This window comes from Lentibacillus persicus (assembly GCF_900112705.1).
Classification (GTDB): domain Bacteria; phylum Bacillota; class Bacilli; order Bacillales; family Amphibacillaceae; genus Lentibacillus; species Lentibacillus persicus.
The window spans coordinates 60,724-83,882 of record NZ_FOMR01000009.1 but is presented as its reverse complement, the minus strand read 5'-3'; the positions used below and the strand labels follow the sequence as shown (position 1 = coordinate 83,882).

24 protein-coding genes are annotated in these 23,159 nt (G+C 44.1%); 11 read left to right on the top strand and 13 right to left on the bottom strand.

The features are described from left to right. Nucleotides 1-84 precede the first annotated feature (84 nt). Together BMZ22_RS12575 and BMZ22_RS12570 are read left to right on the top strand one after the other, a co-directional pair. Nucleotides 85-678 (top strand): histidine phosphatase family protein, encoded by a 594-nt coding sequence (locus BMZ22_RS12575; RefSeq protein WP_090086125.1) that lies wholly within the window; start codon nt 85-87, stop codon nt 676-678. A gap of 40 nt (nt 679-718) precedes the next feature. After that, complete coding sequence (locus BMZ22_RS12570; protein ID WP_090086121.1) at nt 719-1,327, top strand: class I SAM-dependent methyltransferase; 609 nt, start codon at nt 719-721, stop codon at nt 1,325-1,327. Between the two features lie 25 nt (nt 1,328-1,352). On the opposite strand, the gene BMZ22_RS12565 is transcribed toward BMZ22_RS12570, so the two are convergent. The 7 genes from BMZ22_RS12565 to BMZ22_RS12530 all read right to left on the bottom strand — a co-directional run bounded on the left by BMZ22_RS12565 (nt 1,353) and on the right by BMZ22_RS12530 (nt 7,169). Further along, on the bottom strand, nt 1,353-1,880 hold the full coding sequence (locus BMZ22_RS12565) for an RDD family protein (protein WP_090086118.1): 528 nt from the start codon (nt 1,878-1,880) through the stop codon (nt 1,353-1,355). 478 nt (nt 1,881-2,358) lie between these two features. Next, the gene (locus BMZ22_RS12555; protein WP_090086114.1) at nt 2,359-4,347 is read right to left on the bottom strand and encodes an acetoacetate--CoA ligase; all 1,989 of its coding nucleotides are present in this window, start codon (nt 4,345-4,347) and stop codon (nt 2,359-2,361) included. A gap of 162 nt (nt 4,348-4,509) precedes the next feature. Then, nucleotides 4,510-4,848 carry a hypothetical protein gene (locus tag BMZ22_RS12550; protein WP_090086112.1) on the bottom strand — a complete coding sequence of 113 codons (339 nt, stop codon included), beginning with the start codon at nt 4,846-4,848 and terminating at the stop codon, nt 4,510-4,512. A 319-nt stretch (nt 4,849-5,167) separates the two neighbouring features. Beyond that, nucleotides 5,168-5,422, bottom strand: a complete 255-nt coding sequence (locus BMZ22_RS12545; protein WP_090086110.1) for a DNA alkylation repair protein — start codon at nt 5,420-5,422, stop codon at nt 5,168-5,170. Between the two features lie 133 nt (nt 5,423-5,555). Further along, on the bottom strand, nt 5,556-5,990 hold the full coding sequence (locus tag BMZ22_RS12540; protein WP_090086107.1) for a YueI family protein: 435 nt from the start codon (nt 5,988-5,990) through the stop codon (nt 5,556-5,558). Nucleotides 5,991-6,089: 99 nt separating this feature from the next. Beyond that, complete coding sequence (locus BMZ22_RS12535; RefSeq protein ID WP_090086104.1) at nt 6,090-6,272, bottom strand: YfhD family protein; 183 nt, start codon at nt 6,270-6,272, stop codon at nt 6,090-6,092. Nucleotides 6,273-6,368: 96 nt separating this feature from the next. After that, nucleotides 6,369-7,169 (bottom strand): TIGR00266 family protein, encoded by an 801-nt coding sequence (locus BMZ22_RS12530; protein ID WP_090086102.1) that lies wholly within the window; start codon nt 7,167-7,169, stop codon nt 6,369-6,371. A gap of 160 nt (nt 7,170-7,329) precedes the next feature. Here BMZ22_RS12530 and BMZ22_RS12525 point away from each other — a divergent pair, with 160 nt between their 5' ends. Then, entirely contained in the window at nt 7,330-9,282 is a 1,953-nt protein-coding gene (locus BMZ22_RS12525; protein WP_090086099.1) for an aconitate hydratase, read from the top strand. Between the two features lie 18 nt (nt 9,283-9,300). Then, the gene (locus tag BMZ22_RS16980) at nt 9,301-9,459 is read left to right on the top strand and encodes a hypothetical protein (RefSeq protein ID WP_218144059.1); all 159 of its coding nucleotides are present in this window, start codon (nt 9,301-9,303) and stop codon (nt 9,457-9,459) included. A 112-nt stretch (nt 9,460-9,571) separates the two neighbouring features. Here the strand turns inward: BMZ22_RS16980 and BMZ22_RS12520 are convergent, their stop codons facing one another. Next, complete coding sequence (locus BMZ22_RS12520) at nt 9,572-10,183, bottom strand: spore coat protein (RefSeq protein ID WP_090086096.1); 612 nt, start codon at nt 10,181-10,183, stop codon at nt 9,572-9,574. A 272-nt stretch (nt 10,184-10,455) separates the two neighbouring features. Here BMZ22_RS12520 and BMZ22_RS12515 point away from each other — a divergent pair, with 272 nt between their 5' ends. Together BMZ22_RS12515 and BMZ22_RS12510 are read left to right on the top strand one after the other, a co-directional pair. Then, entirely contained in the window at nt 10,456-11,748 is a 1,293-nt protein-coding gene (locus BMZ22_RS12515; RefSeq protein WP_090086094.1) for an alpha/beta hydrolase family protein, read from the top strand. A 74-nt stretch (nt 11,749-11,822) separates the two neighbouring features. Further along, nucleotides 11,823-12,770: an MBL fold metallo-hydrolase gene (locus BMZ22_RS12510; RefSeq protein WP_090086091.1), complete on the top strand. Its 948-nt coding sequence runs from the start codon at nt 11,823-11,825 to the stop codon at nt 12,768-12,770. A 147-nt stretch (nt 12,771-12,917) separates the two neighbouring features. Here BMZ22_RS12510 and BMZ22_RS12505 read toward each other — a convergent pair whose 3' ends face one another. The 3 genes from BMZ22_RS12505 to selD are packed head-to-tail and all read right to left on the bottom strand — an operon-like array spanning nt 12,918 to nt 15,455. Next, complete coding sequence (locus tag BMZ22_RS12505) at nt 12,918-13,310, bottom strand: hypothetical protein (RefSeq protein WP_090086089.1); 393 nt, start codon at nt 13,308-13,310, stop codon at nt 12,918-12,920. Nucleotides 13,311-13,338: 28 nt separating this feature from the next. Next, nucleotides 13,339-14,394, bottom strand: a complete 1,056-nt coding sequence (gene mnmH / locus BMZ22_RS12500; RefSeq protein WP_090086280.1) for a tRNA 2-selenouridine(34) synthase MnmH — start codon at nt 14,392-14,394, stop codon at nt 13,339-13,341. A gap of 17 nt (nt 14,395-14,411) precedes the next feature. Continuing rightward, nucleotides 14,412-15,455: a selenide, water dikinase SelD gene (gene selD, locus BMZ22_RS12495; RefSeq protein WP_090086087.1), complete on the bottom strand. Its 1,044-nt coding sequence runs from the start codon at nt 15,453-15,455 to the stop codon at nt 14,412-14,414. Nucleotides 15,456-15,665: 210 nt separating this feature from the next. Between selD and BMZ22_RS12490 the strand changes: the two genes are divergently transcribed. The 5 genes from BMZ22_RS12490 to BMZ22_RS12470 all read left to right on the top strand — a co-directional run bounded on the left by BMZ22_RS12490 (nt 15,666) and on the right by BMZ22_RS12470 (nt 20,612). Then, nucleotides 15,666-16,058, top strand: coding sequence for a GntR family transcriptional regulator (locus BMZ22_RS12490; protein WP_090086085.1), 393 nt, complete (start codon nt 15,666-15,668; stop codon nt 16,056-16,058). Then, nucleotides 16,051-16,740, top strand: coding sequence for an ABC transporter ATP-binding protein (locus BMZ22_RS12485; protein ID WP_090086083.1), 690 nt, complete (start codon nt 16,051-16,053; stop codon nt 16,738-16,740). The genes BMZ22_RS12490 and BMZ22_RS12485 overlap by 8 nt, the downstream gene beginning before the upstream one ends. After that, nucleotides 16,737-17,567 (top strand): hypothetical protein, encoded by an 831-nt coding sequence (locus tag BMZ22_RS12480; protein ID WP_090086081.1) that lies wholly within the window; start codon nt 16,737-16,739, stop codon nt 17,565-17,567. The genes BMZ22_RS12485 and BMZ22_RS12480 overlap by 4 nt, the downstream gene beginning before the upstream one ends. Nucleotides 17,568-17,580: 13 nt before the next feature. Next, entirely contained in the window at nt 17,581-18,798 is a 1,218-nt protein-coding gene (locus BMZ22_RS12475) for a hypothetical protein (protein ID WP_090086078.1), read from the top strand. 536 nt (nt 18,799-19,334) lie between these two features. Further along, nucleotides 19,335-20,612, top strand: a complete 1,278-nt coding sequence (locus tag BMZ22_RS12470) for a glycosyltransferase family 2 protein (RefSeq protein WP_090086076.1) — start codon at nt 19,335-19,337, stop codon at nt 20,610-20,612. A 22-nt stretch (nt 20,613-20,634) separates the two neighbouring features. Here the strand turns inward: BMZ22_RS12470 and BMZ22_RS12465 are convergent, their stop codons facing one another. Beyond that, nucleotides 20,635-21,759, bottom strand: a complete 1,125-nt coding sequence (locus tag BMZ22_RS12465; RefSeq protein ID WP_245745408.1) for a DegT/DnrJ/EryC1/StrS family aminotransferase — start codon at nt 21,757-21,759, stop codon at nt 20,635-20,637. Further along, a complete protein-coding gene (locus tag BMZ22_RS12460; RefSeq protein ID WP_245745403.1) occupies nt 21,756-23,102 on the bottom strand; it encodes a nucleotide sugar dehydrogenase in 1,347 nt (448 codons plus the stop codon). Before BMZ22_RS12460 ends, BMZ22_RS12465 begins: the two co-directional genes overlap by 4 nt. Nucleotides 23,103-23,159 lie beyond the last annotated feature (57 nt).

Below are 23,159 nucleotides of genomic sequence, written 5' to 3'. Positions count from 1 at the left end.
GAATAATTGGCAGGCATCCAAAAAGGAGCGATCAATGTTATGATAATATCTGAAATAAGTATTAATGGGGAGTGAATGTCTCTGATGAATAAACTGGGATTTGTCCGGCACGGTGTAACACAGTGGAATAAGGAAGGAAGAGCACAAGGGAGAACCGATATTCCACTTGATGAAGAAGGCCTTAATCAAGCCCGTCTTTTGGCAGAACGAATGGAACGGGGTGTATGGGATATTGTCTATGCCAGTGACTTAAAGCGCGCAGCTCAAACGGCAGAAATTATAAATGGAAAGCTGGAAACAGAACTGTGTTTGGATTCAAGGCTTCGTGAAGTGGACTGCGGCCTGATTGAAGGGACCACAGAACAGGAGCGCATTCGAGAATGGGGGCCGCGGTGGCGTGAGCTCGATATGCAATTTGAATCGCATGCCAGTATCATTTCCAGGGGTATGAATTTCATTGACGAGCTCAGTAAAAACCATTCAAATAAAAATATATTAATCGTCAGTCATGGCAGTTTCATTAAACATCTTCTCCAGGAACTCAGTCCTGAAGCAGGTTTGAATGATTCCCTTTTGAATACATCATTAACTTCACTTCTGAAATGTGAGAGCGGCTGGGAATGTGAATTGTATAATTGGACAGACCACCTGTTAAGCGATGGCTCACTTAAAACGTAAAGCGATACGTTTGAAATAACCAGTGAAAGTTGGGAATCAAATGCGGAAAGAGAAGCTAATCAGAAAATACGATAAGCACGTTAATATGTATAAAGGTGTCTGCAATAATCGGTTCTTTGATCGATGGAGGCGGCATTTATTGGCGAACGTATCGGGGAATGTTCTGGAGGTGGGAGTCGGCATCGGTGCGAACTTTCCTTATTACGACAAGGAAAAAGTTCATGTAACAGCTGTCGATTTCAGTCCGGAAATGATTAAGAGCGCCAGGGAACGTGCTGCAGACTGCCAAATTAATGCGGACTTTCTGCAAGAGGATGTTGAATCGCTCGATTTTGAAGCCAGCTCGTTTGACTATATTGTATCGACACTCACAATGTGCGGTTATCCAAACCCGACAGGTGTATTGAAACGTTTTAATGAGTGGTGTCATGAAGAGGGAACTATTTTATTAATGGAACACGGCCTCAGTTCAAACCCTGTGCTTTCTATTACGCAGAAAGCAGTTGATCCATTATTCAAAAAAGCTGCCGGCTGTCATTGTGACCGGGATATGCTGGAGATTGTGCGAAATTCCGGCTTGCAAGTTGACTATAAAAATAGTTATTGGACTGATATCATAAGTTTGTTTTGGACGAGGCCGTCAAAATGAACCGTTTTATGACTTGGATTGCCGTCTACCGCTTCGTTTCTGGACGGACGACTTTTGTTCCTGCTGCCCAGTCATACACATTTCGTCTGCTTTTATGAGTAAGTGGGGAAATGAGGTAGATTAGAATCGCCATATTGCTGGCGATCAGGGTGACAAAGACAGCAACATCAGGAAAGTCATTTGGCAGGATTAATCGCCAAATGGCAAAATGAGCCGCTTCCCAGGGAAGAAACTTGAAAGCTGTTCGGAAAACTGAGCGGCTGATTTCAATACGATCCCCCGCCTTATTGACAACCCGTATTCCCAATTTCACTTTCCCCCATGTGCCCTGCCATTTAGAGGATTCGCATAAAATAAAGTACAGTGAAACCGGCAATGTTATCATAACAAAACCTGTCACCTCCGCTATTGCTGGAGACCTGAAAAACAAAGGGGTTATATACGTTGGGAAGAGGAAAGAAATAGAACCCACAACAAAAATACCGTATGCAGCGATGATGAGATAGTCTAATAAAAAAGCAAAAATACGGGTTTTAAACGGGGCGTAGGGCATTTGAATGAACTCCCTCTGTGTTATTTTTTTATAACCTTTTGATCAGGATGTCACTCAAAAATCAAATATGGATGTGTAGTCTATCTATAAACTGGGAATAGACTACACTAGGGGTAAACAATTATTTAGCCTTGGTACTTAAGCGCTTTCAATTATTAAAAACATCCATGTTATGACGAGGTGAGTCTTGATGGAATTGAAACTGCAACATAAGAAGATCGGTTCATATGTTTTCCCTGTACTTATTACAGTACTTCTGCTGGTAAATTTTTATATGATTATAAACCACAAGTCCATCGTTACGACTACAGTGGCGGTAATCTCTGCTGTACTTTTGATCATTTTATTTTTCATGTCGATTTGGTCACTTTTTAAAAAACGAGAAAATAGTAGGTAATATCCGGTGTAAATAGAGGATGCCAGTAAAAGGCATCCTCTTTCACAGCGGTGAATTTACATTTTTTACATATTCACTTCTTCAGGACTTTGTTTTGGATTGGTCGTTTGCAAACCGGATAAAGTAGTTGAGTGAATCCTGATTGCTCAGCGAACCTTTGTTGACGACTTCCTCAACCGGTTTGCCCATCAATATCTTTTTAATTGGTATTTCCAGCTTTTTGCCGTTCAATGTTTTTGGAAGGGCCGGTGCTTCGTAAATCCCGCTTGGTACATGACGCGGCGAGCAATGTGTTTTGATTTCTTTTTTAATTGTCTGTTTGATCTCGTCAGTCAATTCTTCGCCTTCTTTCATTAAGACGAATAAAGGCGTATATGATTCGCCCTTGCCTTTTGGAACATCAACAATCAAGCTGTCACTGACTTCACTGACATGATCAACAGCGCGATAAATTTCACTTGTGCCGATCCTGATTCCGCCGCGATTGATGGTTGCATCAGAACGTCCGTAAATGACGCACGTATGCCGGTCAGTGATTTTCAGATAATCGCCGTGCCGCCAGATACCCGGAAACACATCGAAATAACTGTCATGAAGTCTGCTGCCGTCCGGATCATTCCAGAAATAAATCGGCATGGATGGGAATGGCTCCGTTAAAACAAGTTCGCCGACTTCTTCAATATGCGGTTTGGCATTGTCATCAAAGCTTTCTATTTTTGCACCGAGGCCGCGGCATTGGAGTTCGCCTGCGTGTACAGGCAAAATTGGAGCCCCTAATATAAATGCTGTGCAGACATCGGTACCGCCGCTTGCCGAGGCAATCCAAAGATCCTCTTTCACATTGTCGTAACACCATTGGAACCCTTCCGGCGGGAGCGGCGAACCGGTTGAACTGATGCTTTCGAGATTGCTCAAATCGAATTCCTCACCTGGTTTTAAATTTTCATCTTTCATGCACGCTGTAATATAGCTTGCACTCGTTCCAAATACGTTCATTTTTGTATCCTGCGCAAATTTCCATAGCATACGTTTGTCGGGATATGCCGGATTGCCATCATATAAAATAATGGTGCTGCCGGTTAATAACCCGCCGACAAGGAAGTTCCACATCATCCAGCCGGTCGTCGTGAACCAGAAAAAGCGGTCACCTTTACCCAAGTCTGCATGAAAGGTAAGCGTTTTAAGGTGTTCAAGCAAAATGCCGCCCTGACTTTGGACGATTGGCTTCGGTCGGCCGGTGGTACCTGATGAGAACAATACCCAAAGCGGATCGTTGAAGTTCACATATGTGTATGTCAGCGTTCCTGTCTCAGCAACCGCCTCTTCCCATAGTGTCGCATTTTTCATTCGGCTTGTATCCGGCTGGTCGTTTAAATAAGGTATGGCAATCGTCGCTTCGAGCGTTGGAAGCTCCGACTGAATATTTTCAACGACATCAATCCGATCAAAATCTTTTCCGCCGTAACGATAACCGTCAACGGTCACCATCACTTTCGGCTCAATCTGTTTAAACCGGTCAATAACACTTTGGGTGCCAAAATCCGGTGAGGCGCTCGACCAGATGGCTCCGAGACTTGCGGTTGCAAGAAATGACACGATCGTTTCATAAATATTGGCAACATAAGCTACGACTCGGTCGCCTTTTTCAACGCCAAGGTTTTGCAGCGTTTTTTGCATACCGGCAGTATCCTGATAAAGTTTCTCCCATGTGATTTCCTCAGTACCGCGTAATTCCGACGAATGGATAATGGCGGGCTTATCATTGTCCCTGTCCCTGAAAATATGTTCAGTATAGTTGATGGTGGCTTCCGGGAACCATTTCGCTCCGGGCATTTGGTGTGATGTCAGCACCGTTTCATAAGGCTCTTCCGCCTGAATATCGAAGTATTCCCAAATTGATGCCCAAAAGTCTTCCAGTTCATCGACAGACCATTTCCAAAGCGAATGGTAGTCGTTAAATTGCAGATTTTTATGTTCATTTAACCATTTCATATATTCATAGATTTTTGATTGTTCTTTTCGCTGTTCAGTCGGTTCCCATAATAGGGTTCCTTCCTTGATTTCTCCCATATTCTGCCCCTCCTTGTAGATTGCATGTATAACCTATTATATGAAACCGTTTTCGGTATGTAAAGAAAAGGAGGTGCTTTTTTGTTTTATGAATAGTGGATTAAGAATGGATGGTAGTAATATGTGTAAGGCTGTTTTGATATGGGACGTGGGGGAAAAGCTTTATAAATCCCTTAGCTTTGTTTCATGTTCAATTGAGCGCAAGGCAAGAGTTTCCATCGATTTATCCTGTCGTTGACTGATTTTTGATAGCTCCTGAAGCTTTTCTGAATTCGCTGCAATCTGGTTGAAATTACGATTAATCTGGCTGTAATTACGATCAATTTTAGCTGCATTGTTATCTATTTTTGCTGTATTATTATCTATTTTAGTTGCATTGTTATCTATTTTTATTGCATTATTATCTATTTTTTCTTCAAGGCGCTGGATGTCTTCTTTCGTCGCCATGTTAATTTTGATAGCCTTCATTTCATTTATTAATTGCTGCAGAATCGCTTCCAATTTTTTCACCTCCTCTAAGTACTGCTTAGTTTGGTTACACTATATCATGCTATATGGCAGGCGGCAACTGCGAATTAGTTGAGCTAAAACCAAAGAAAAATGCTATTTACCAGTGGAAATCGTCATCTTTAAAGGGACTGTCAACAAAGTTACTTCTTAAAGGGATGCAAAATCAAAAAATAAGTATTAATCAAGAATTTTTTAACATATCAATGTTATTGTTTACACGTATCATTTGCTGAACAGATATCAAAAATTTTCTATACAAAAACGCTTCGGTATGAAATGGCCGAAGCGCAAATATTGAGCTATTACATTGTTATTGGCGATTGCGGTCATGCTCGGCGAATTTCACAAACGTCAGCTCATCTTCCACCAGCCCGCATGAACCACATTGGATTTTAAATTCCGGACCTGAGTAGTTAATATGAAAAACTTCCGGCTGGCTATCGGTATAATCATTTAATAACGCCCCGGTCTGAGGGTCCAGTTTCACCGGTTTTGCAACTTGTTCGATAATATTGAACCGTGAACGATTCGTTTTGCAATTGGGGCAAAGATATTGCTGCGTCATAACAGACACCTCCAGCCCTTATTTTACGTGACTGAGAAAATCTTATTCGTGAAACAGCCTTGTCTATTGTTCACGCAGTTTTCATAACGGAAGAAATATATGTTGGCCCGAAAATGGCAACGGAGTGGAGCTCCTAACTAAGCCACCTTTTGATTTTGGAGAAAATCGAATCATCTTCAGGCTGTTTTTCCTCCACCTGATCGTCTTCAATAAATATTTCCTCTTTTTCAATTGCATAGTCATATGCGAGGACGGCGCCTATATCAGTATCAGCTTCCTCGTTGGTGACTTCTGTATAAGGAATATTATATTTGTCGGCAAGTTCTTTTTCCTCTTTTAAAAATTTATGTGAAACATCGCCGTTCATCAGCAATTTTGCGTCTTTATTTTCTTTCATTGCTTGTTCGAGGTGTGCCAGTCCTTTGTCTGACATGACTTGCCCCTTGGTTAGCGCAATCACAATGCGCTCTCGGATGGTGCCAAGAAATTGTTTTCGTTCAGATCGTTTTGTTTGTCGGGAACCGTATATCCCTTCTGTCAAATAGTCATCTACATTCTTTTTTGTCATGCTGCCACCTTCTTTTTGGGAAATTGATATGTTTATTTTATATCACTAAAATACTTGAGGCAAAAAGAAAAGTGCCCCAGGGGGTCGGGGGCACTCGGTTTAGACCTTCTTATTTTTAACACGCTTTTCAGCTGCGCGTCTTCTCACTTGAGCAATTTTATCATGGTGGTCACCAAATTCTTCGGAAAACTCAACTGCTTTGCTGTCCGTTTTCGCATATTTCGGTGTTTGTGCCAGACGGGCTCTGCCGCGTCGACTTGTACGATGTTCATCTCTTCCCATACAATCCACCCACCTTAATTAAAATGGCTTCGCGGGTAGTATGTGCAGTCATACCGAAGTTATCCCTCATGTAAAGATGTGCGCACGATCCAAAATTTAGCGCCGGTCACCACCAAAGAGGTTGTATAATCCGCCGGCAACGCTTCCTTCACCTTTGTCTCTTCCGCCTTCCTGAGGTGCTGATGCGAACACGCGGCTTGCCAGACGGCTGAATGGAAGTGATTGGACCCAAACGGATCCGGGCCCGCGCAATGTTGCAAAAAACAGCCCTTCACCACCGAATAAAGCTGTTTTGACACCGCCGACGAATGAAACATCGTAATTGATATCCTGTGTCATCGCGACGAGACATCCGGTATCAACCCGCAGTGTTTCGCCTGGTGCGAGTTCTTTTTTATGCATCGTTCCGCCGGCGTGAATAAATGCCATGCCGTCACCTTCAAGCTTTTGCATGATAAACCCTTCACCGCCGAAGAAACCTGCTCCTACTTTTTTCTGAAATTCAACGCCCACCGAAACGCCTTTGGCAGCAGCAAGGAAAGCGTCTTTTTGACAAATGATTTTTCCATCAAGTTCGCTTAAATCCATCGGCATGATTTTGCCCGGGTAAGGGGATGCGAATGAGACGTGTTTTTTGCCGGTACCGGAATTTGTGAATGTCGTCATAAAAAGGCTTTCACCGGTAATAACACGTTTTCCCGCTCCAATAAGTTTCCCCATCAGGCCGCTTCCCTGATTGGACGACCCGTCACCGAAAATGGTTTCCATCTGGATTTCCTCATCCATCATCATTAAGCTGCCGGCCTCAGCAATAACCGTTTCCTGCGGGTCGAGTTCAACTTCTACAAATTGCATGTCATCTCCGTGGAGTTCAAAATCGATTTCATGATTATTCATTCAGCCCATCCCCTTTTTACAGTGTTAATAACTAATACGTGAAGGAACCTTAAAAGATTCACCGTATGTATGCTAATAATTATACGGTTTTTTCATATACTAGGAAAGTATACTTGTGTATAAATATCAAATGGAAACGGATTTGACAGGAGGATTTTAAATGGCGCTGAATATCACCCAGAAATTGATAAAGGACCATCTTGTTACCGGTGAAATGACGCCGGGGGAAGAGGTCGGACTCAAAATTGATCAAACATTGACTCAGGATGCGACCGGCACACTGGTCATGCTTGAGCTTGAGGCAATGGAGCTTGACAGAGCGAAGACCGAAGCATCAGCACAATATGTCGATCACAACTTGATTCAGGAAGACAGCAAGAACCCTGATGACCATTTGTTTCTGGAAAGTGCAACACGTCGCTTTGGACTGCATTACTCAAGGCCGGGCAACGGTGTGAGCCATCCCGTACATATGCAGCGGCTGGCTAAGCCGGGAAAAACACTGCTTGGATCTGACAGTCATACGTGTGCCAATGGCTGTATGGGTATGCTTGCCATGGGTGCAGGCGGGATAGATGTCGCAATGGCGATTGCGGGAGAGCCGTTTTATGTCAAGATGCCGAAAGTGTGGGGCATTAAATTAACGGGGGAGCTGCCAGACTGGGTCAGTGCCAAGGATGTCATTCTTGAATTGCTGCGCCGGCATGATGTTAAAGGCGGTGTTGGGTTTGTGATGGAGTATTTTGGCCCGGGGGTTGAGAATCTAAGCGCAATGGACCGTCACGTCATCGCGAATATGGGTGCCGAGCTGGGGGCAACAGGTACTGTTTTTCCATCCGATAAAGAAGTGAAGCGATTTTTGAAAGTACAGGACCGTGAAGATGACTGGATTGAACTGAAAGCAGATAAAGACGCAACCTATGACGTTTTAGAAGAAGTTGACTTATCCGAATTGGAACCGCTGATTGCCAAGCCATCGAGTCCGGGTAATGTTGTGCCTGTCAGAGAATTGGCGGGTAAACCGATCTACCAGTCTTATATTGGTTCGTCTGCTAACCCGGGCTATCGTGACTTTGCCATTGCAGCAGAAATGGTTGGCGGGCAGCGGGTCGCTGATGGCGTGTCATTTGATATTAACCCGACATCGCGTCAAATGCTGACTGACTTAGTAAAAGAAAGCCATGTTGCAAGCCTCCTTCAAGCCGGCGGGCGGATGCACCAGGCGGGGTGCAATGGCTGTATTGGCATGGGCCAGGCACCGGCGACAGGGCGAAACAGCTTGCGGACGACACCGCGGAATTTTCCAGGGCGTTCCGGGACGCGGGAAGACAGTGTCTTTTTGTGCAGTCCGGAAACGGCTGCAGCTTCTGCTTTAACTGGTGTCATAACCGATCCGCGTACAATAGAAGCCGATTACCCAAAGATTAAAGAGCCGAAACGCACAACAAATATGGATCTGCTGGATGAGCCATTGTCATATGAACAGGCAAAAGAGGTTAAGTTGAATAAGGGTCCAAATATTGCCTCCATTCCTAAAATGGACGAAATGCCCGATAAAATGGAACTTCCGATACTGTTAAAAATGTCCGATAACATCTCGACTGATGAGATTCTGGCTGGCGGTGCCCGTGTACTGCCATACCGGAGTAATTTGCCGGAGATCAGCAAGTTTACGTTTGAGATTATTGACGAGACGTATTATAAGCGCGGAAAGGCAACCGTTGAAGACGGCGGTCATGCAATTGTCGGCGGATTTAACTACGGCCAGGGTTCCAGCCGTGAGCATGCGGCACTTGCGCCAAGATATTTAGGTCTACGGGCAGCGCTGGTAAAAGATTTTGCCCGGATTCATTGGCAAAACCTTGTGAACTTCGGTGTACTGCCACTGACATTTGTGAACGAAGAAGACTATGATTTGCTCGCTTCTGGTGATGTTCTGCAGCTGACTGACTTACGAAATAAAATTCAGGCGGGGAATGAATTTTTAATTGATGTGAAAGATAAAAATGAACAAATTAAAGTCAGACACAGTCTTTCCGATCGACAAATTGAAATCATGCTCAAAGGCGGCATCATTAATTGGGCAAAAGATCGACAGCAGTTAGGAGGGTGAAACATGGTCCGCGATGATATGTGCAGAGCCTGTGAAGGCACAGGCCTGCTTTCCGATGATGAAGGATGGCAGTATCAATGCAGTGTCTGCCACGGCGACGGCACTCGCGATATAGAAGATATCTCCCGCTCAGCCCGCGTCATGACAGTCGACGAAAACAACCGCCTGCTCGACTAATAGGAACAGAGTATTGGGTGGAGGGATAAAGTGCAGGCATCCTGTCCCATATTAAAAGAAGAAGGAATCGGCTGTTTCGCCGATTCCTTCTTCTTTTGATCTTTGCCCTGAGTTAATGCGGCATTGTGCCCTGGCTTGGTGCATAGCTTTGCTGGAATGCCTGCATGTCCTGCTGCTGCAGTTGAGGCACTTGATAATATTGGTTTTTGTTTTGATATAGGAATACTTCATAGGCCATTTCAATTAAGTTCGGAACACTGTCTGCCAGCACACGGCGCATAACTGGGTTGGTCATTTCCAGTGAAGCACTTGTAAATGCTGTTGCAGCTGACTTCAGAGAGTCCATCATGAAACCGGAAATCTTTTCATCATTGATTTCACTGGCCGTTTGAATTGGTGTTGACGGCTGAGCTCCAGGCTGCATACCATAGGTGACAGTATTGTTCTGATCCATCTTATAGGATTGGGTGTCAACAGCCGGGTCCTGTCCCGATTGATACGTATCAACGATGGTATTGTAAAGTTGATTGCAGAAAGCCCGGTGCTTTTGTGACATTGTCTGCAATTCCGGGTCCTGAATATGCTGCTCGTGAAGAACACATTTATCCATAGCGCCTGTCAGTGCCGATAGCACCTCATGGCCATCAAACATGTCATGTCCGCCATAATGCTGCTGCGGGGGCAGTTGGGTCGTGTCCGTGAAATTTTGCTGCTGGTTTTGCATTAACATAACCTCCTTAAAGTATTCACTGTTATTTTGGAGTAAAAAAGGCGTATTATGTATCGGATTGCCGGTTTGTTTATTGCCATTTTTTTATGGCGAATTTCTTGGATGGTTTGCACCGAGCTGATGAGAAGGTGCAAAACATCAAAACGAGCGAGAGCCCATCCAAAACGAGCGAGGCGTCCTCACCTAAGTTACGGCACATTTTTTTCGTTGTGAAACCTTCTACTTCCTGTTTTCGTAGTACCGGCAGATGCTGGAGGGGGATTTCTGTGAGAAAATCATCATGGTTATTAGGTTTGTTTATTATCACAGCACTCATCACTTCCGGCTGCAATGATGCAGTGAATGAAGAAAAGGAGGGCCCGCCATTGAATGGCAAGTGGACAGGTACAATTAACGTACCGGGTCAGGCACTTGATATTATTGTGACGTTAAATCGTGAAAATGAGTGGTCCGGGACCATCAGCATTCCAATTCAGGGTGTAAACGATTATCCCTTGTCTTCGGTCACGATTGATGGAAAAAATGTTGCGTTTTTCATGGAAATCCAGGCACAGCAGCTCTCATTTGACGGTGAATATAACGATGACGTAATCGAGGGAAGCTTCAGTCAGCAGGGACAGACATTTCCATTCAAGCTGACGAAAGGCGGGCCTGTCGATGAAAATGATGACGATTTTTTGAGTGCTGAAACAGATGAGGGAACACTCTATGGGGAGTTGGAAAAGCCCGATGGCAATGGTCCTTTTCCCGTTATGCTGATTATCCCGGGGTCAGGCCCCACTGATCGAAATGGGAATTCAGCCGGTATTCAGGGAGCGAATAACGGTTTGAAAATGCTGGCAGAAAGACTCGCTGAAAACGGCATTGCCAGTGTGCGTTACGACAAGCGCGGTGTTGGAAAGAATCTGGAAGCTTCCATTCCGGAAGATGAACTTAAATTTGAACAATTTGTCACTGATGCAGCGGCATGGGCAGATTTGCTTGCCCGTAAAGAGCTTTTTTCAGAAATAGGGATTATCGGACACAGTCAGGGCTCACTTGTCGGCATGCTTGCGGCACAGAAAGGTAATACAGATGTTTTTATCTCGCTTGCCGGGGCAGGGCGACCGATTGATCAGGTTTTAAATGAACAGTTGGAAAACCAATTGTCAGGGGAATCGCTCACAGAAGCTGAGGCGATCCTTGAGAAACTAAAAGCGGGCGACCAGGTGAAAGAGATCAGCCAGGAGCTGCAAAGCATCTTCAGACCATCTGTTCAGGGTTTTATTGCCTCATGGATGCAATATGATCCGATTGAAGAGATCTCTGAACTTGACATACCAGCACTGTTAGTTGGCGGCGGGCGTGACTTGCAAGTGCCGGCTCATGAGGCGGAATTACTTCATGAAGCTAACCCGGATGCTGAATTAATGCTGATTGATAAAATGAATCACGTTTTAAAAGAGGCACCGGAAGCGGAGCAGGGAAATATAGAAACGTACAGCAATCCCGATCTTCTGCTTGCAGAAGGATTGATGGAAGGAATTATGGATTTTTTAAGCGAAAAGGGATTTAAATAAGTCAAATGAATTTCGTTTCTGGCGTGAAAGTGATGTATAATACAGGCATGTACAAGATGAATGGGGGAGTTGAAATGGAGGATAAAAAGCCGATTCTGCTGGATGAGCGTATCTACTTGATTGATGGTTTTGATTTGGACACTGCTGCGCGTACGGGTACATATGTCATTAATGAAAGCAACCTGACGCTGATTGAAACAGGTCCAAGCCCGTCGGTAAAATATATCAAAAAAGGACTCGAGGATCTTGGCCACAGCTTGAAAGATGTGCGATATATCGTTGTGACACATGTACATCTTGATCACGCCGGCGGGGCCGGATTGCTGCTTCAGGATTGCCCGAATGCCACAGTGGTGGTCCATCCGAAAGGGGCGAGGCATCTGGTGGATCCTGCAAAACTTGTGGCAGGCGCCAGAGGGGTATATGGCGACAGTTTCAACGAGTTATTTGATCCAGTCCTTCCTGTGCCCGAAGATCGTTTGATTGTTAAAGCGGATGGCGAGACACTCACAATTGGCGATAACTGTATGTTGGAATTTCTTGATACACCGGGACATGCCCGACACCATTTCAGTATTTATGACCCGATAAGTAACGGCTATTTCACCGGGGATACCGTGGGGATCCGCTATCAGCAGCTCATCGATGAGGGAATTGATTTCTTTTTGCCATCCACTTCACCGAACCATTTTGATCCCAATGCCATGCGGGCGTCGATTGACCGTATCCGTGATTTGAAACCGGACAGGATCTATTATGGGCATTTCGGTATGACGGAAAATGTTGATCAAGCGTTTGATCAAGTTTCCGAATGGCTCGATATTTTTGTTGGGATTGGTGAAGAAGTGGTATCTGAAAGTAAAGGCTATGATGTGCTGGCTTCGCGCATGCTGGAACAGGTTAAAGGCGAGCTGTCGATCAAAGGCCTCCGGACCGACCATGACGTCTACGTCTTGCTGAATTTGGATATGCAAGTCTGTGCGCTTGGTATTATTGATTACTTTAACAAGTTGAAACAATAACGAAAAGCCTGTCACACGCGGCAGGCTTTTCGTTATGTTCACTGATTTCGCTCAAAGTTACCGTGATTCCGCTCAAACCTGCCCTGATTTGGCTCAAGTTGGCACAAAATCCGCTCAAGTTCACAATATTTTCGCTTAAGTTCACAATTAACCTTCATTCTCCGCCTTCATAAACGTCAGTGCCGCAAAAAGCGCAAAGCTCACGAGCAAAATGGAGCCGCCGACGATAAAAAAGACTGTCACGAATCCATCTGCGAGATCAAACGGCCGAACGTAATAAAGCCACATGCCTGAAGTCAGCCCGATTGAACCGATGATAGCTGACCAGACATGAAGCGTGGCGATAATCGTTTTAGCCGGGGTGAAGATTTTATAATAAACAGCCCAGGCAAACAGTGTCAGCCAGCCAACCACCAGAATGTGAGCATGTACGGTTTTAAAGGCGAGACTGCCTGCACCCGCCATATGGGAACCGAGAAAAGCCCCCAGCAGCGCAAACAGGGCGGAAAATCTGAGAAGTATCTTACTGTAATGGGTCACATTTTTCGCTCCTTTCTATCCTGACCAATTAAGATAACGGCGCCTTTTCCGGATACATTCTTGACAATTCATGTTTAATTTGAGAAAGAGCATCCGCTGTATCGGAAACTTTAAATATTTTCGTTTTATCTTCAGGATAGTTATTAAACATATGGGTGTATCTGGGATCATAGTAATATTCAAGCAGCAGCCGAACCGCCTGATGATAATTTTCGGTCGTTAAGTCATGATCAATTTGCTTGGCTACTGGTGTATGAATGCGTTTTTTAATGCGGTCAAACGCCTCAGCGAAATCGTCCGGCTGATTCCAGGGCTGATAGTCGTCTAAAATGTTCCGCACACGCTGTTCCATCGGCAGGGTGATAAACAGCTGCGTGCTTTCCTCTTTTTGATCAAACAAAAATTCGGGGATGGTCACTTTGCCGATCCGCTTGCTTTCCCCTTCCATTAAAACAAAGGGCACATCGCGAAACTTGCGCATCGCCTGCACAAGCTGGGATTCGAATTCTTTTTGTATACTGGGTTCTGCTCCGATATGCCCGAAAATAGATCCTCTGTGCCCGGCCATGCCTTCAAGGTCAATCACCGGATAACCTTGTTCAGCCAATTGATGGAGAATTTTAGTTTTCCCTGTCCCGGTATTGCCGTTTAAAACAACAATATCAGGCGGGAAGTAAGCTTTTTCCAGTTCCTTAATAACCCATTGGCGGTAAGCCCGGATGCCACCCTGGAGCCGATTCACCTCAATTCCCATTAAATCAGTCACCGTGGCGGCTGTTTTGCTGCGCATGCCGCCACGCCAGCAGAATACCGTCTTGGGTGTGTCAATCTCCTGAAATTTGGCAATGAATTCGGGAAGTTTGGCAGACATGATTTCCAGACCGCGTTCCTTGGCCGCTTCTTTGCCGACTTGCTTATAAAGTGTACCGACTTCAGCACGTTCCTCATCCGAAAATACCGGGATGTTGATGCTGCCCGGTATGGTTGACTCATGAAATTCTTTAGGTGACCGGACATCAATAATCGTGTGTTTTTCGTTATGTTGTTTTTTGAGCAATTCGTCCAATGTTATATCATGAAACATCTTATCATCACTTTCCATTAATTGACTGTGATATGACCATTAATGCCATCTGAAATGTCACCGATAATTTGTGCCTCAACGCCTTTTTGCTGCAGTTCATCCAGCAGGTATTCAGCATCATTGCTGTCGGCGGAAATGAGCAGACCGCCTGAAGTGACCGCATCACACAGAATATATTTATCGATCTGATTCATGCCTTCAGGAAATGTCACACTGTCTTTTATGTGTGTAAAATTATTCTTTGTACCGCCCGGGATAACACCATCCTCAGCAAGTTCTTTTGCACGCGGCAGGACAGGCACTGATTTTGAATCAATCCGCACTTCGACATTGCTTCCGGCCGCAATTTCTGACGCATGACCAAGCAATCCGAACCCGGTGACATCGGTGCTGGCATGAACGTTGTACTTGTTCATCGTTTCAGAAGCGGTTTTGTTTAGTGTAGCCATAACTTGTGTGACCCGATCAATTTCTTCCGCTTTCAGCAAATCCCTTTTCAGCGAACTGCTCAGAATGCCAACGCCGATGGGTTTTGTCAAAATCAGCTTGTCTCCCGGCTTGGCGTCGGTATTAGTTTTAACGTTGTCAGGATGAACGGTTCCTGTAACAGCGAGGCCGAACTTTGGTTCCTCATCTTCAATCGAATGACCGCCTGCCAGTGACACGCCCGCTTCTTTCAGTTTATCACCTGCACCACGCAAAATGTCGGCAAGAATGCTCTCATCCAATGTTGAGATGGGGAATGCGACAATATTCAACGCTGTAATCGGGGTGCCGCCCATGGCATAGACATCACTGATGGCGTTGGCAGCCGCTACCTGACCGAACGCATACGGGTCATCAACAATCGGAGTGAAAAAATCAACGGTCTGCACAAGCGCAAGGTCATCGGTTAATTTGTAAACTCCCGCGTCATCGCTTGTATCAAGCCCGACAAGTAAGTTCGGGTTTGGTACAGTTTGCGGCAGTGAGTGGAGAACATTTTCAAGTTCCGCAGGGCCAATTTTGCACCCGCAGCCGCCTTTGGAGGAGAGCGAAGTTAATTTAACGGCATTTGCCATTTCAATCATCCTTTCGGGAATCAATGCATCTCATCTATTTTATCATACACGCTGGTGTTTTTCTTTTTTACGAAGCCTATTGACTTTAAGTTGTATTAACCATATAATACAGTTTATAGGTTGTATTAAGCACCTAATACACATTTTTTTGACCTTGGTGTATTAATCGATTAATACGCATGTTTATCTGACGAAATGGGAGCTGTGAGTATGAATGTAACATTTAATAAGCGGGACCCGGTTTATGTGCAGGTTATCCGGCATTTTAAGGAGCAGATTGCAACCGGCGCATTTGAGCCTGGTCAGGAAATCCCGTCACGGCGTGAGCTGGCCGGCCGGCTGAAAATAAATCCGAATACCGCACAGCGGGCATATAAAGAAATGGAGGAAGCAGGCTTGATAAGAACGGAGCGGAACTTGCCGAGTAAAATCACACGCGATGAGGATGTGCTCAAGCGGGTGCGAAAAGAACTAATCATGGATGCGGTCGATGATTTCGTCCATTCGGTCCGGTCAATTAATGTTCCGGTTGATGAAGTGCTCGACCTTATTAAAGAAAAATATGAGGATGAAAGTGGAGGTAAGGGGGCTAAGCATGATTGAAGTAAACGATATTAAGAAAAAATTCGGCCGGAAAAAAGTGCTCAAAGGTGTGTCATTTACCGCTGAAAAGGGTGAAATCACCTGTGTTATCGGTATAAATGGTGTCGGCAAAACAACGATACTGAATGCGATTATGAATCTGACACCAATCAATGCCGGGCAGATACTTATTAATGGCGAAACGATCAACAAACACAGTTATGAAAAAATCACATTCATTCCCGACGCGATTATTATGCAGCCGGGTATGACGATTAAAGCGTCGATGCAGTTCATGGCTGATTTTTACACAAGCTGGAACCAGGCACGTGCAACCGAGTTACTCGGTTTCTTTAAATTGGATGAAAATGAAAAAATAAATAATTTATCGAAAGGGAACCGTGCGAAAGTCAACTTATTGCTCGGGCTGGCATTGGATGTTGATTACTTGCTGATGGATGAACCGTTTTCCGGGATTGATATTTTCAGCCGGGAGCAGATTGCAGAGGTTTTTACAAGCCACCTGGTGGAAGACCGGGGTGTTATTATTACGACGCATGAGATTAATGATATTGAACATTTAATTGATAAAGCAGTTCTTCTTGATGGCGGGAAAGTGTTAAAGCAATTCAACAGTGAAGAAGTAAGAGAAGAAGAAGGTAAATCAGTTGTCGATGTGATGCGGGAGGTGTATCAGCCATGAATCGATTTATAAAACTCGTGAATTTTGAATTGAGCCGGTTTATGAAAATATATATTGCACTGATCGTATTAACAGGCCTTATACAACTAACGGGGGTCTTCGTTACAGCCAATTCATTTATGGCAGAAGCGGATCGCATGATTTATGAGCAAGGTATGTCGCAGGCGCAGTTTATTGAACAATACGGTGCGATGACATTTCTGAACTTTGCAAAGAGTTTATGGTTCGTTGGTCCAATCGCAATTTGTGCTGCCGCATTGCTGTTTTACGTTTTCATGATTTGGTATCGTGATTGGTTCGGGAAAAATACGTTCATCTATCGGCTGCTGATGCTGCCGACCGCACGGCTGAATGTTTTTTTGGCCAAGGCCGCATCAATCATGCTGATGGTGCTCGGTCTTGTATCGATTCAGCTTATTTTATTGACGTTGGAAAACGCGGTCTTTAAATGGATTGTCCCGGTTGATTTACGGGTGGATATGACGCTAGGTCAGATTGTTAAATGGGATTATTTATCAATCATTATCCCGCAAACGTTTACGGAATTTATCTTGTATTACGGCGCCGGGTTTATGTTCGTGTCGGTCATGTTTACAGCGCTTTTAATTGAGCGCAGTTTCGGGTGGAAAGGACTATTGCTGGGAGCCGGATATACGGCCATAGCAGCTTTGGTTATGCTTTCACCGCTTCTGATGATTGCTTTTACGGGTCAATACGACTTGTATCCGCTGGAAACGCTTGGGCTGGAAATCGGATTGGGAATTGTGATAACCGCCGTTTCGGTTTGGATGGGGCATTATTTACTGACGAAAAAAATAACGGTGTGAGAGGGGTTATGGAATGGGACGCTATTGGCGATTAATAGCAGTTGTTGTAGTTGTCGTACTGACGATTGGCATGTTTTATATTCAATCAGCTGTTGCAGCAAATGAACTTCCAAATATAACAGTGGAAAAAGTGAGTGGAAATGAAAAAGAATTGGAACCGGTCACGATAAGCGGCAGTTATTCAGTAGGGAATTCGAGTGGTAAGAAGTTCATTCACGGTGTTAGTGAATCCTTCATCGTGGATGCAGAAGGTACAACGTACAGCAGTGAACAGTCGTTTTTTGAACGAATCGAAAATAATTTTTATCCGCAACGAATAAATCAGCTTCAGGAGGAATACCGCGGTTTCATGCGAGGTAAAAGCGGACGAATTCCTTCGTTTCTGGAAACAGAAAAGCGGATCGCTTATGCAAATATCATTAATCAAACGGTACCCGGCAAGGGCAATATAGAATTCGATATTGCAGTCCTTAATAAAGAAAATGAGGAGACCACATCGTTTACGGTTCCTGTACCGAATCGAGCGATGTATCATCAGGTATACGTTGAAGATGTACAAATAACGGATAACAAGGAACTGCAAGTCATTACGCGAAATTCTCCAAGGAATGGCATGGAGGAACTGCATCTTTATCGTTTTGATATAGAAAATGAGGACATAATTGGTGAGGATACGGTTGTAAAGCCTGAAAACCAGAATGAAAATATGAATGCACGAATCAGTAGTGCAGAATCGAATTCTGATTTAACAGCCTCATTCGACGACGTTATTTTTAAAAAAACGATCGAGCCGATTGTGAAAAGGTCTAAACAGGGGAGGGTAACCGAATCCGCTGCAGGTGAGCAGGAATATAGCATCTATAACCTGGAAACCGGCGAGAAAAGACCTTTAGAACTCCCGAAAGAATTATCGGATCAAGAAATCTTGGACCGGGATAACAGATCGCTTTACTTCAACACCGGGCAACAAATTGTCCAGTACGATCTGGAAAGCGAACAAGTCACTAATCAGATCGAACTGCCGTCATATGAGGAGGAAGGAAAATTTGAAGCCATGACACATATTGCGGATTCTAAAGTTTATATGCTGACAAGGGATCAGCAATCGCCTCAACGGCTGATTGTCCTCGGTTTGGAAACCGGAGATATCCTCTTTGAGGGGGAAATAAAACTTGGAGAAGCGGTGGAAAAGGGCGAAACCATCAACCTTTACGATTTGGCAGTTCAGTAAAGATGAGTTTTGGTAATAAGTGGAAACAGCTGAGCTTGCATACTGTGCTGCAAGCTTGGCGTTTATGATCTGCTCGTATCCGAAAGGCCGAACAGAATCCGCCATTCTTGGCTGTTACATAGAATAACAAACACCTGCTTCTGATTGGGAAGCAGGTGTTTGTTTCGTTTTCAGGTTAGGAGGTGTATAGCGACCTTGCAAGCATGATAGAACTTTCATTTTATGGTTCAAGTTTTTTTACGAATTAAATACGTTGTTACAGGTCATTATTTTAAGTTGTGGAGAGCCGGTGATCAGGCGGCTTTCCAAGGGTAAAATTCATGGGTTGGGCTCTCAACAAGACTTGTATCGATTACTATAGGGTATGTATGCTATATTAAGATGCATCGGCATTTCTACTAAGAGATTGGCACAGATTATAACCTTTCTGGATCAATGCATATTGTTTAAATACATATGTACTTGCCCCAAGTCATATCATGTACAGGAAGTTATACATATTCCTGCTAAGTTTCAGGGTGATTGGAGGGGCCAAGTTGAAGGATATATCCGCCATCCTAATTCATTATTCTGATCAGGCAGCACTTTCAAAAGCATTGGCATCGTTAGAACCGGTTTGTTCCAGGCTAAATGCAGTTATCGTTTTTCAGCAAAGTGAGATTGCATCTAAGCAAGTGCCCGATGTTGGTTGGTCTGACTGGATTCTATCTGTCCCGATTGAAAATCAGGACGAAGGGGAGATAGTGCGGGAGACGATCAACATGATTGATACGGCTTATGTATTATTGCTAAGCGGGACAGACTATCTGTCGGCAAGTATTACGCCTCATTCCCTTCAGTTGACTGGAGATAAAGTCATCTTAGAAACGTTTGCATATAACTGGGGCAACCCCATTCGAAAACCTTTGCTCGTTCGCACGCCATTTTTAAAACAGCATCCCTTGCTGCTATCTTCCGAGCTGCCATTTAAGGATGCGCTTTTGCCTGCCTGGCTTTCCACGGTCCAATCATACCGTAAAGTCTCTCAGGAGAATTTAGTGAAGCAGACTAGGAAAACAAGCTCAAAGAATACGATCAAAAGGCAAAAATTTATCAAAAAATACCAGTTGGAAAAAGCGGATACCGATCATCCCAGCCTTTCTATTATCATGGCCGCTTACAATATGGAAAAATATGTGGAAACGGCAGTTACGTCATGTTTGATGCAAAATGAACAAGCAGAACAATTACTGATTATGGATGATGGGTCAACGGATAATACGCGGCAGCGGTTAAAGCGGTACAGTGATAACCCCCGGGTGCAAGTGTTCAGCAAAAAAAATGGAGGGAAAGCAAGGGCTTTAAACGCAGTATTGCCACACGTAACGTCAGGTTTTGTATTGGAACTTGATGCTGATGATTGGCTTGATCCCGATGCTGTTTCTGTTATCAAAAAACAGCTGGCTGATCTTTCGGCTGACGGCTCGGTATTGTACGGCAATTTAAGAAAATGGAAACAATTAAAGGATGATGTGCAGTATAAAGGTTTGGCTAAAGGAACGTCGATTGCAGGAAGAAAAGACCTTTTGTCCTATCGTTTTCCATTGGGGCCACGGGTCTATCGCACTTCTTCCTTAAAAAAGGAAGGCGGCTTTCCGGTGATCGATTTTGCAGATGGCCGGCTTTATGAAGATGTCAGTGTTTTGAACCGATTATTAAAAAAGGGGGCATTTCAATATTGGGATTTCACTGTGTACAATGTACGGGAACATAAGGAAAGCATTACCAAACAAAACCTTGCCAGCTGGCATGACTTTTTAAAATCACTTGAATAAAGGAAGGAACAATGGCCATTTCCTAACCATTGTCCTCCAAAAAATCATTTATCGTTTTAATAATATAATCCTGCTTCTGGAACGATAGCATCGGATGGATTGGAATGCCCAAGATTCGTTCGGCGGTTCTTTCGGCAATTGGGAAGTCACCTTTTTTTAGGCCCAGATAATCAAAAGCCGGTTGCAAATGCAATGGAACGGGATAATAAATAGCTGAATCAATCCCATGATGATCTAAGGCGGAAGCAAGTTCGTTCCGTTTATCAAGTTCGATGCAATATTGATGAAAGGTGTGCTTCCGGTTTTGGGCAATCGGCGGTGTTTTCAGGAGAGGGTGCAGGTTCTCGGTATACCTGTTGGCGGCTTCCTTCCGCTTATGCAGGAAAATGTCCAAGTAATATAATTTAACAAGTAGAAACGCTGCCTGTATTTCATCAAGCCTGCTGTTCATACCGATTGCTGCATGATGGTATTTTTCCAAGCTGCCATGATTGCGCAGATGCATGATTTTTTCATAAATCCCCTCTTGATTAGTTGTCACCAGGCCGGCATCCCCGAATGCACCAAGGTTTTTGGACGGGAAGAAGGAGAAGCAGCCAATATCTCCAATCGCGCCGACCCGTTTACCATCGTATTCTGCTCCAATAGCTTGACAGGCATCTTCTATCACAAATAAATCATTGTCCTCAGCAATCCGCATAATCTCCCTCATATTAGCAGATCTTCCATACAAATGAACGACGATAATAGCCTTGGTTTTTCGTGTTATGGCTTTTTCAACATGGGTTGGATCAATGTTGTACGTATTTTCCTCTATATCGGCGAAAACCGGTCTGGCACCAACTTGCGCAATTGCTTCTGCCGTGGCAAAGAAGGTGAAAGGCGTTGTGATGACTTCATCCCCCGGTCCAATGTCCAAAGATTTCAGAGACAGTGCTAAAGCGTCTGTACCGCTTGCTGCGCCAATCCCATAGGAAGCTCCAACATATTGGGCTGCTAATTTTTCAAATTGATTTCCTTTTTCCCCCAAAATATAGTCACCGCTGTCTAATACTTCGGTCATTATTTCCAGCAGGGGGGTTCTGATTAACCTTAACTCTTCTTTTAAGTCAACCATTGGTATTCGATTCCATTCGGGATGTGTCAAAATGTCAAGCCTCCTTCATTACCGATTCCTTCATAAGTAATGCCAAGGCGATTGATTTCCTTTTGATTTAGTTTATTCCTTCCGTCCAAAATGAGCTGACACTTGGTGAAATGGCTGAAGTCAATAGCGTTGTATGCGTCGTGAAAAGCCTGCAGAATAACACCATCTATTTCGGAACAGTACTGATTATTTAACGCTAGTGGAGTGACGCCATACTGGCTGATTTCACGGTCAGAAAATGACGGATCATTGACAAATGTATTTGCTCCCTTTTTCTGAAGCTGATCAATCAGCCTTAATGCAGTTGATTTGGTTGGTTCCTTGACATTTCCGCGATATGATAAACCTAAAATGAGAATATTTTTACCGCTTAACGACCCAATCCGTTCTTCAATTTTGGTGATAGCGTAATCAGGCATGCTGTCATTGATTTTTCGCGATAAAGGGGTGAGTCCTTCGCTTAATCCTTTATTGATGAAAAAATACGGATAGATTGGAATGCAATGCCCACCGACTCCAATGCCGGGCGAGTGGATATTGGAATATGGCTGGCTGTTGCTGGCACTTATCACTTCAGCCATATTGATATCTTTTTCCTCTGCAAACATGGACAATTCGTTGGCCAGCGCAATGTTGACATCGCGATAAACACACTCGGCTACTTTTGCAAATTCAGCTGTTCCCAGCGAACTCACTTCGATTAATTCGCAGCCAAGTGCTTTTTTATAGAAGTTTGCAGCACGTTCAAGACTTTTTTCATTTATGCCGCCGACGATTTTCGGGTAATGCTGTAAATCGTGAACAATTTGATTGGAATAGACCCGTTCAGGACTGTAGGCAAGATTAAAGTCTTGACCCGGACGCAGACCTGAAATTTCTTTTATCATTTTTCCGAAGCGATTTTCGGTGTCCCCTGGCGGGAGTGTTGTTTCAAAAATAACCAACGCATCTTCTTTAATGCCCATCGCGATATCTTCAACAGCACGGTCAATCATTCGATAATCAATCTGGTTCTGTTCATCTGTTAATACAGGTACAATTACAATGATTGTATCTGCTTGACTGACGGCTTCCGCGGTGGCTGTTGTAGCTGACAATGTATTATTATGATGGGCAGTCCATACCAACTCATCCAAGCCCGGCTCATTTTGAATATGAGATGTACCTTGGTTTACCGATGCTACGACATCGGGATTGATATCTGCACCGAAAACGTTATAACGATGATTGGCAAAAACAGCGGCTAATGTTAATCCTATCTTGCCGAGACCGACGACTGCTACATTTGGCAGTGATTCACTATAATCTGTCATGATGATGTCAAACCCCATTTCTGTCGTCATAAGATTAAGATGTTTATTGTATAGTTTATGGAAGTGAAAACAGCAACGATTGGACTG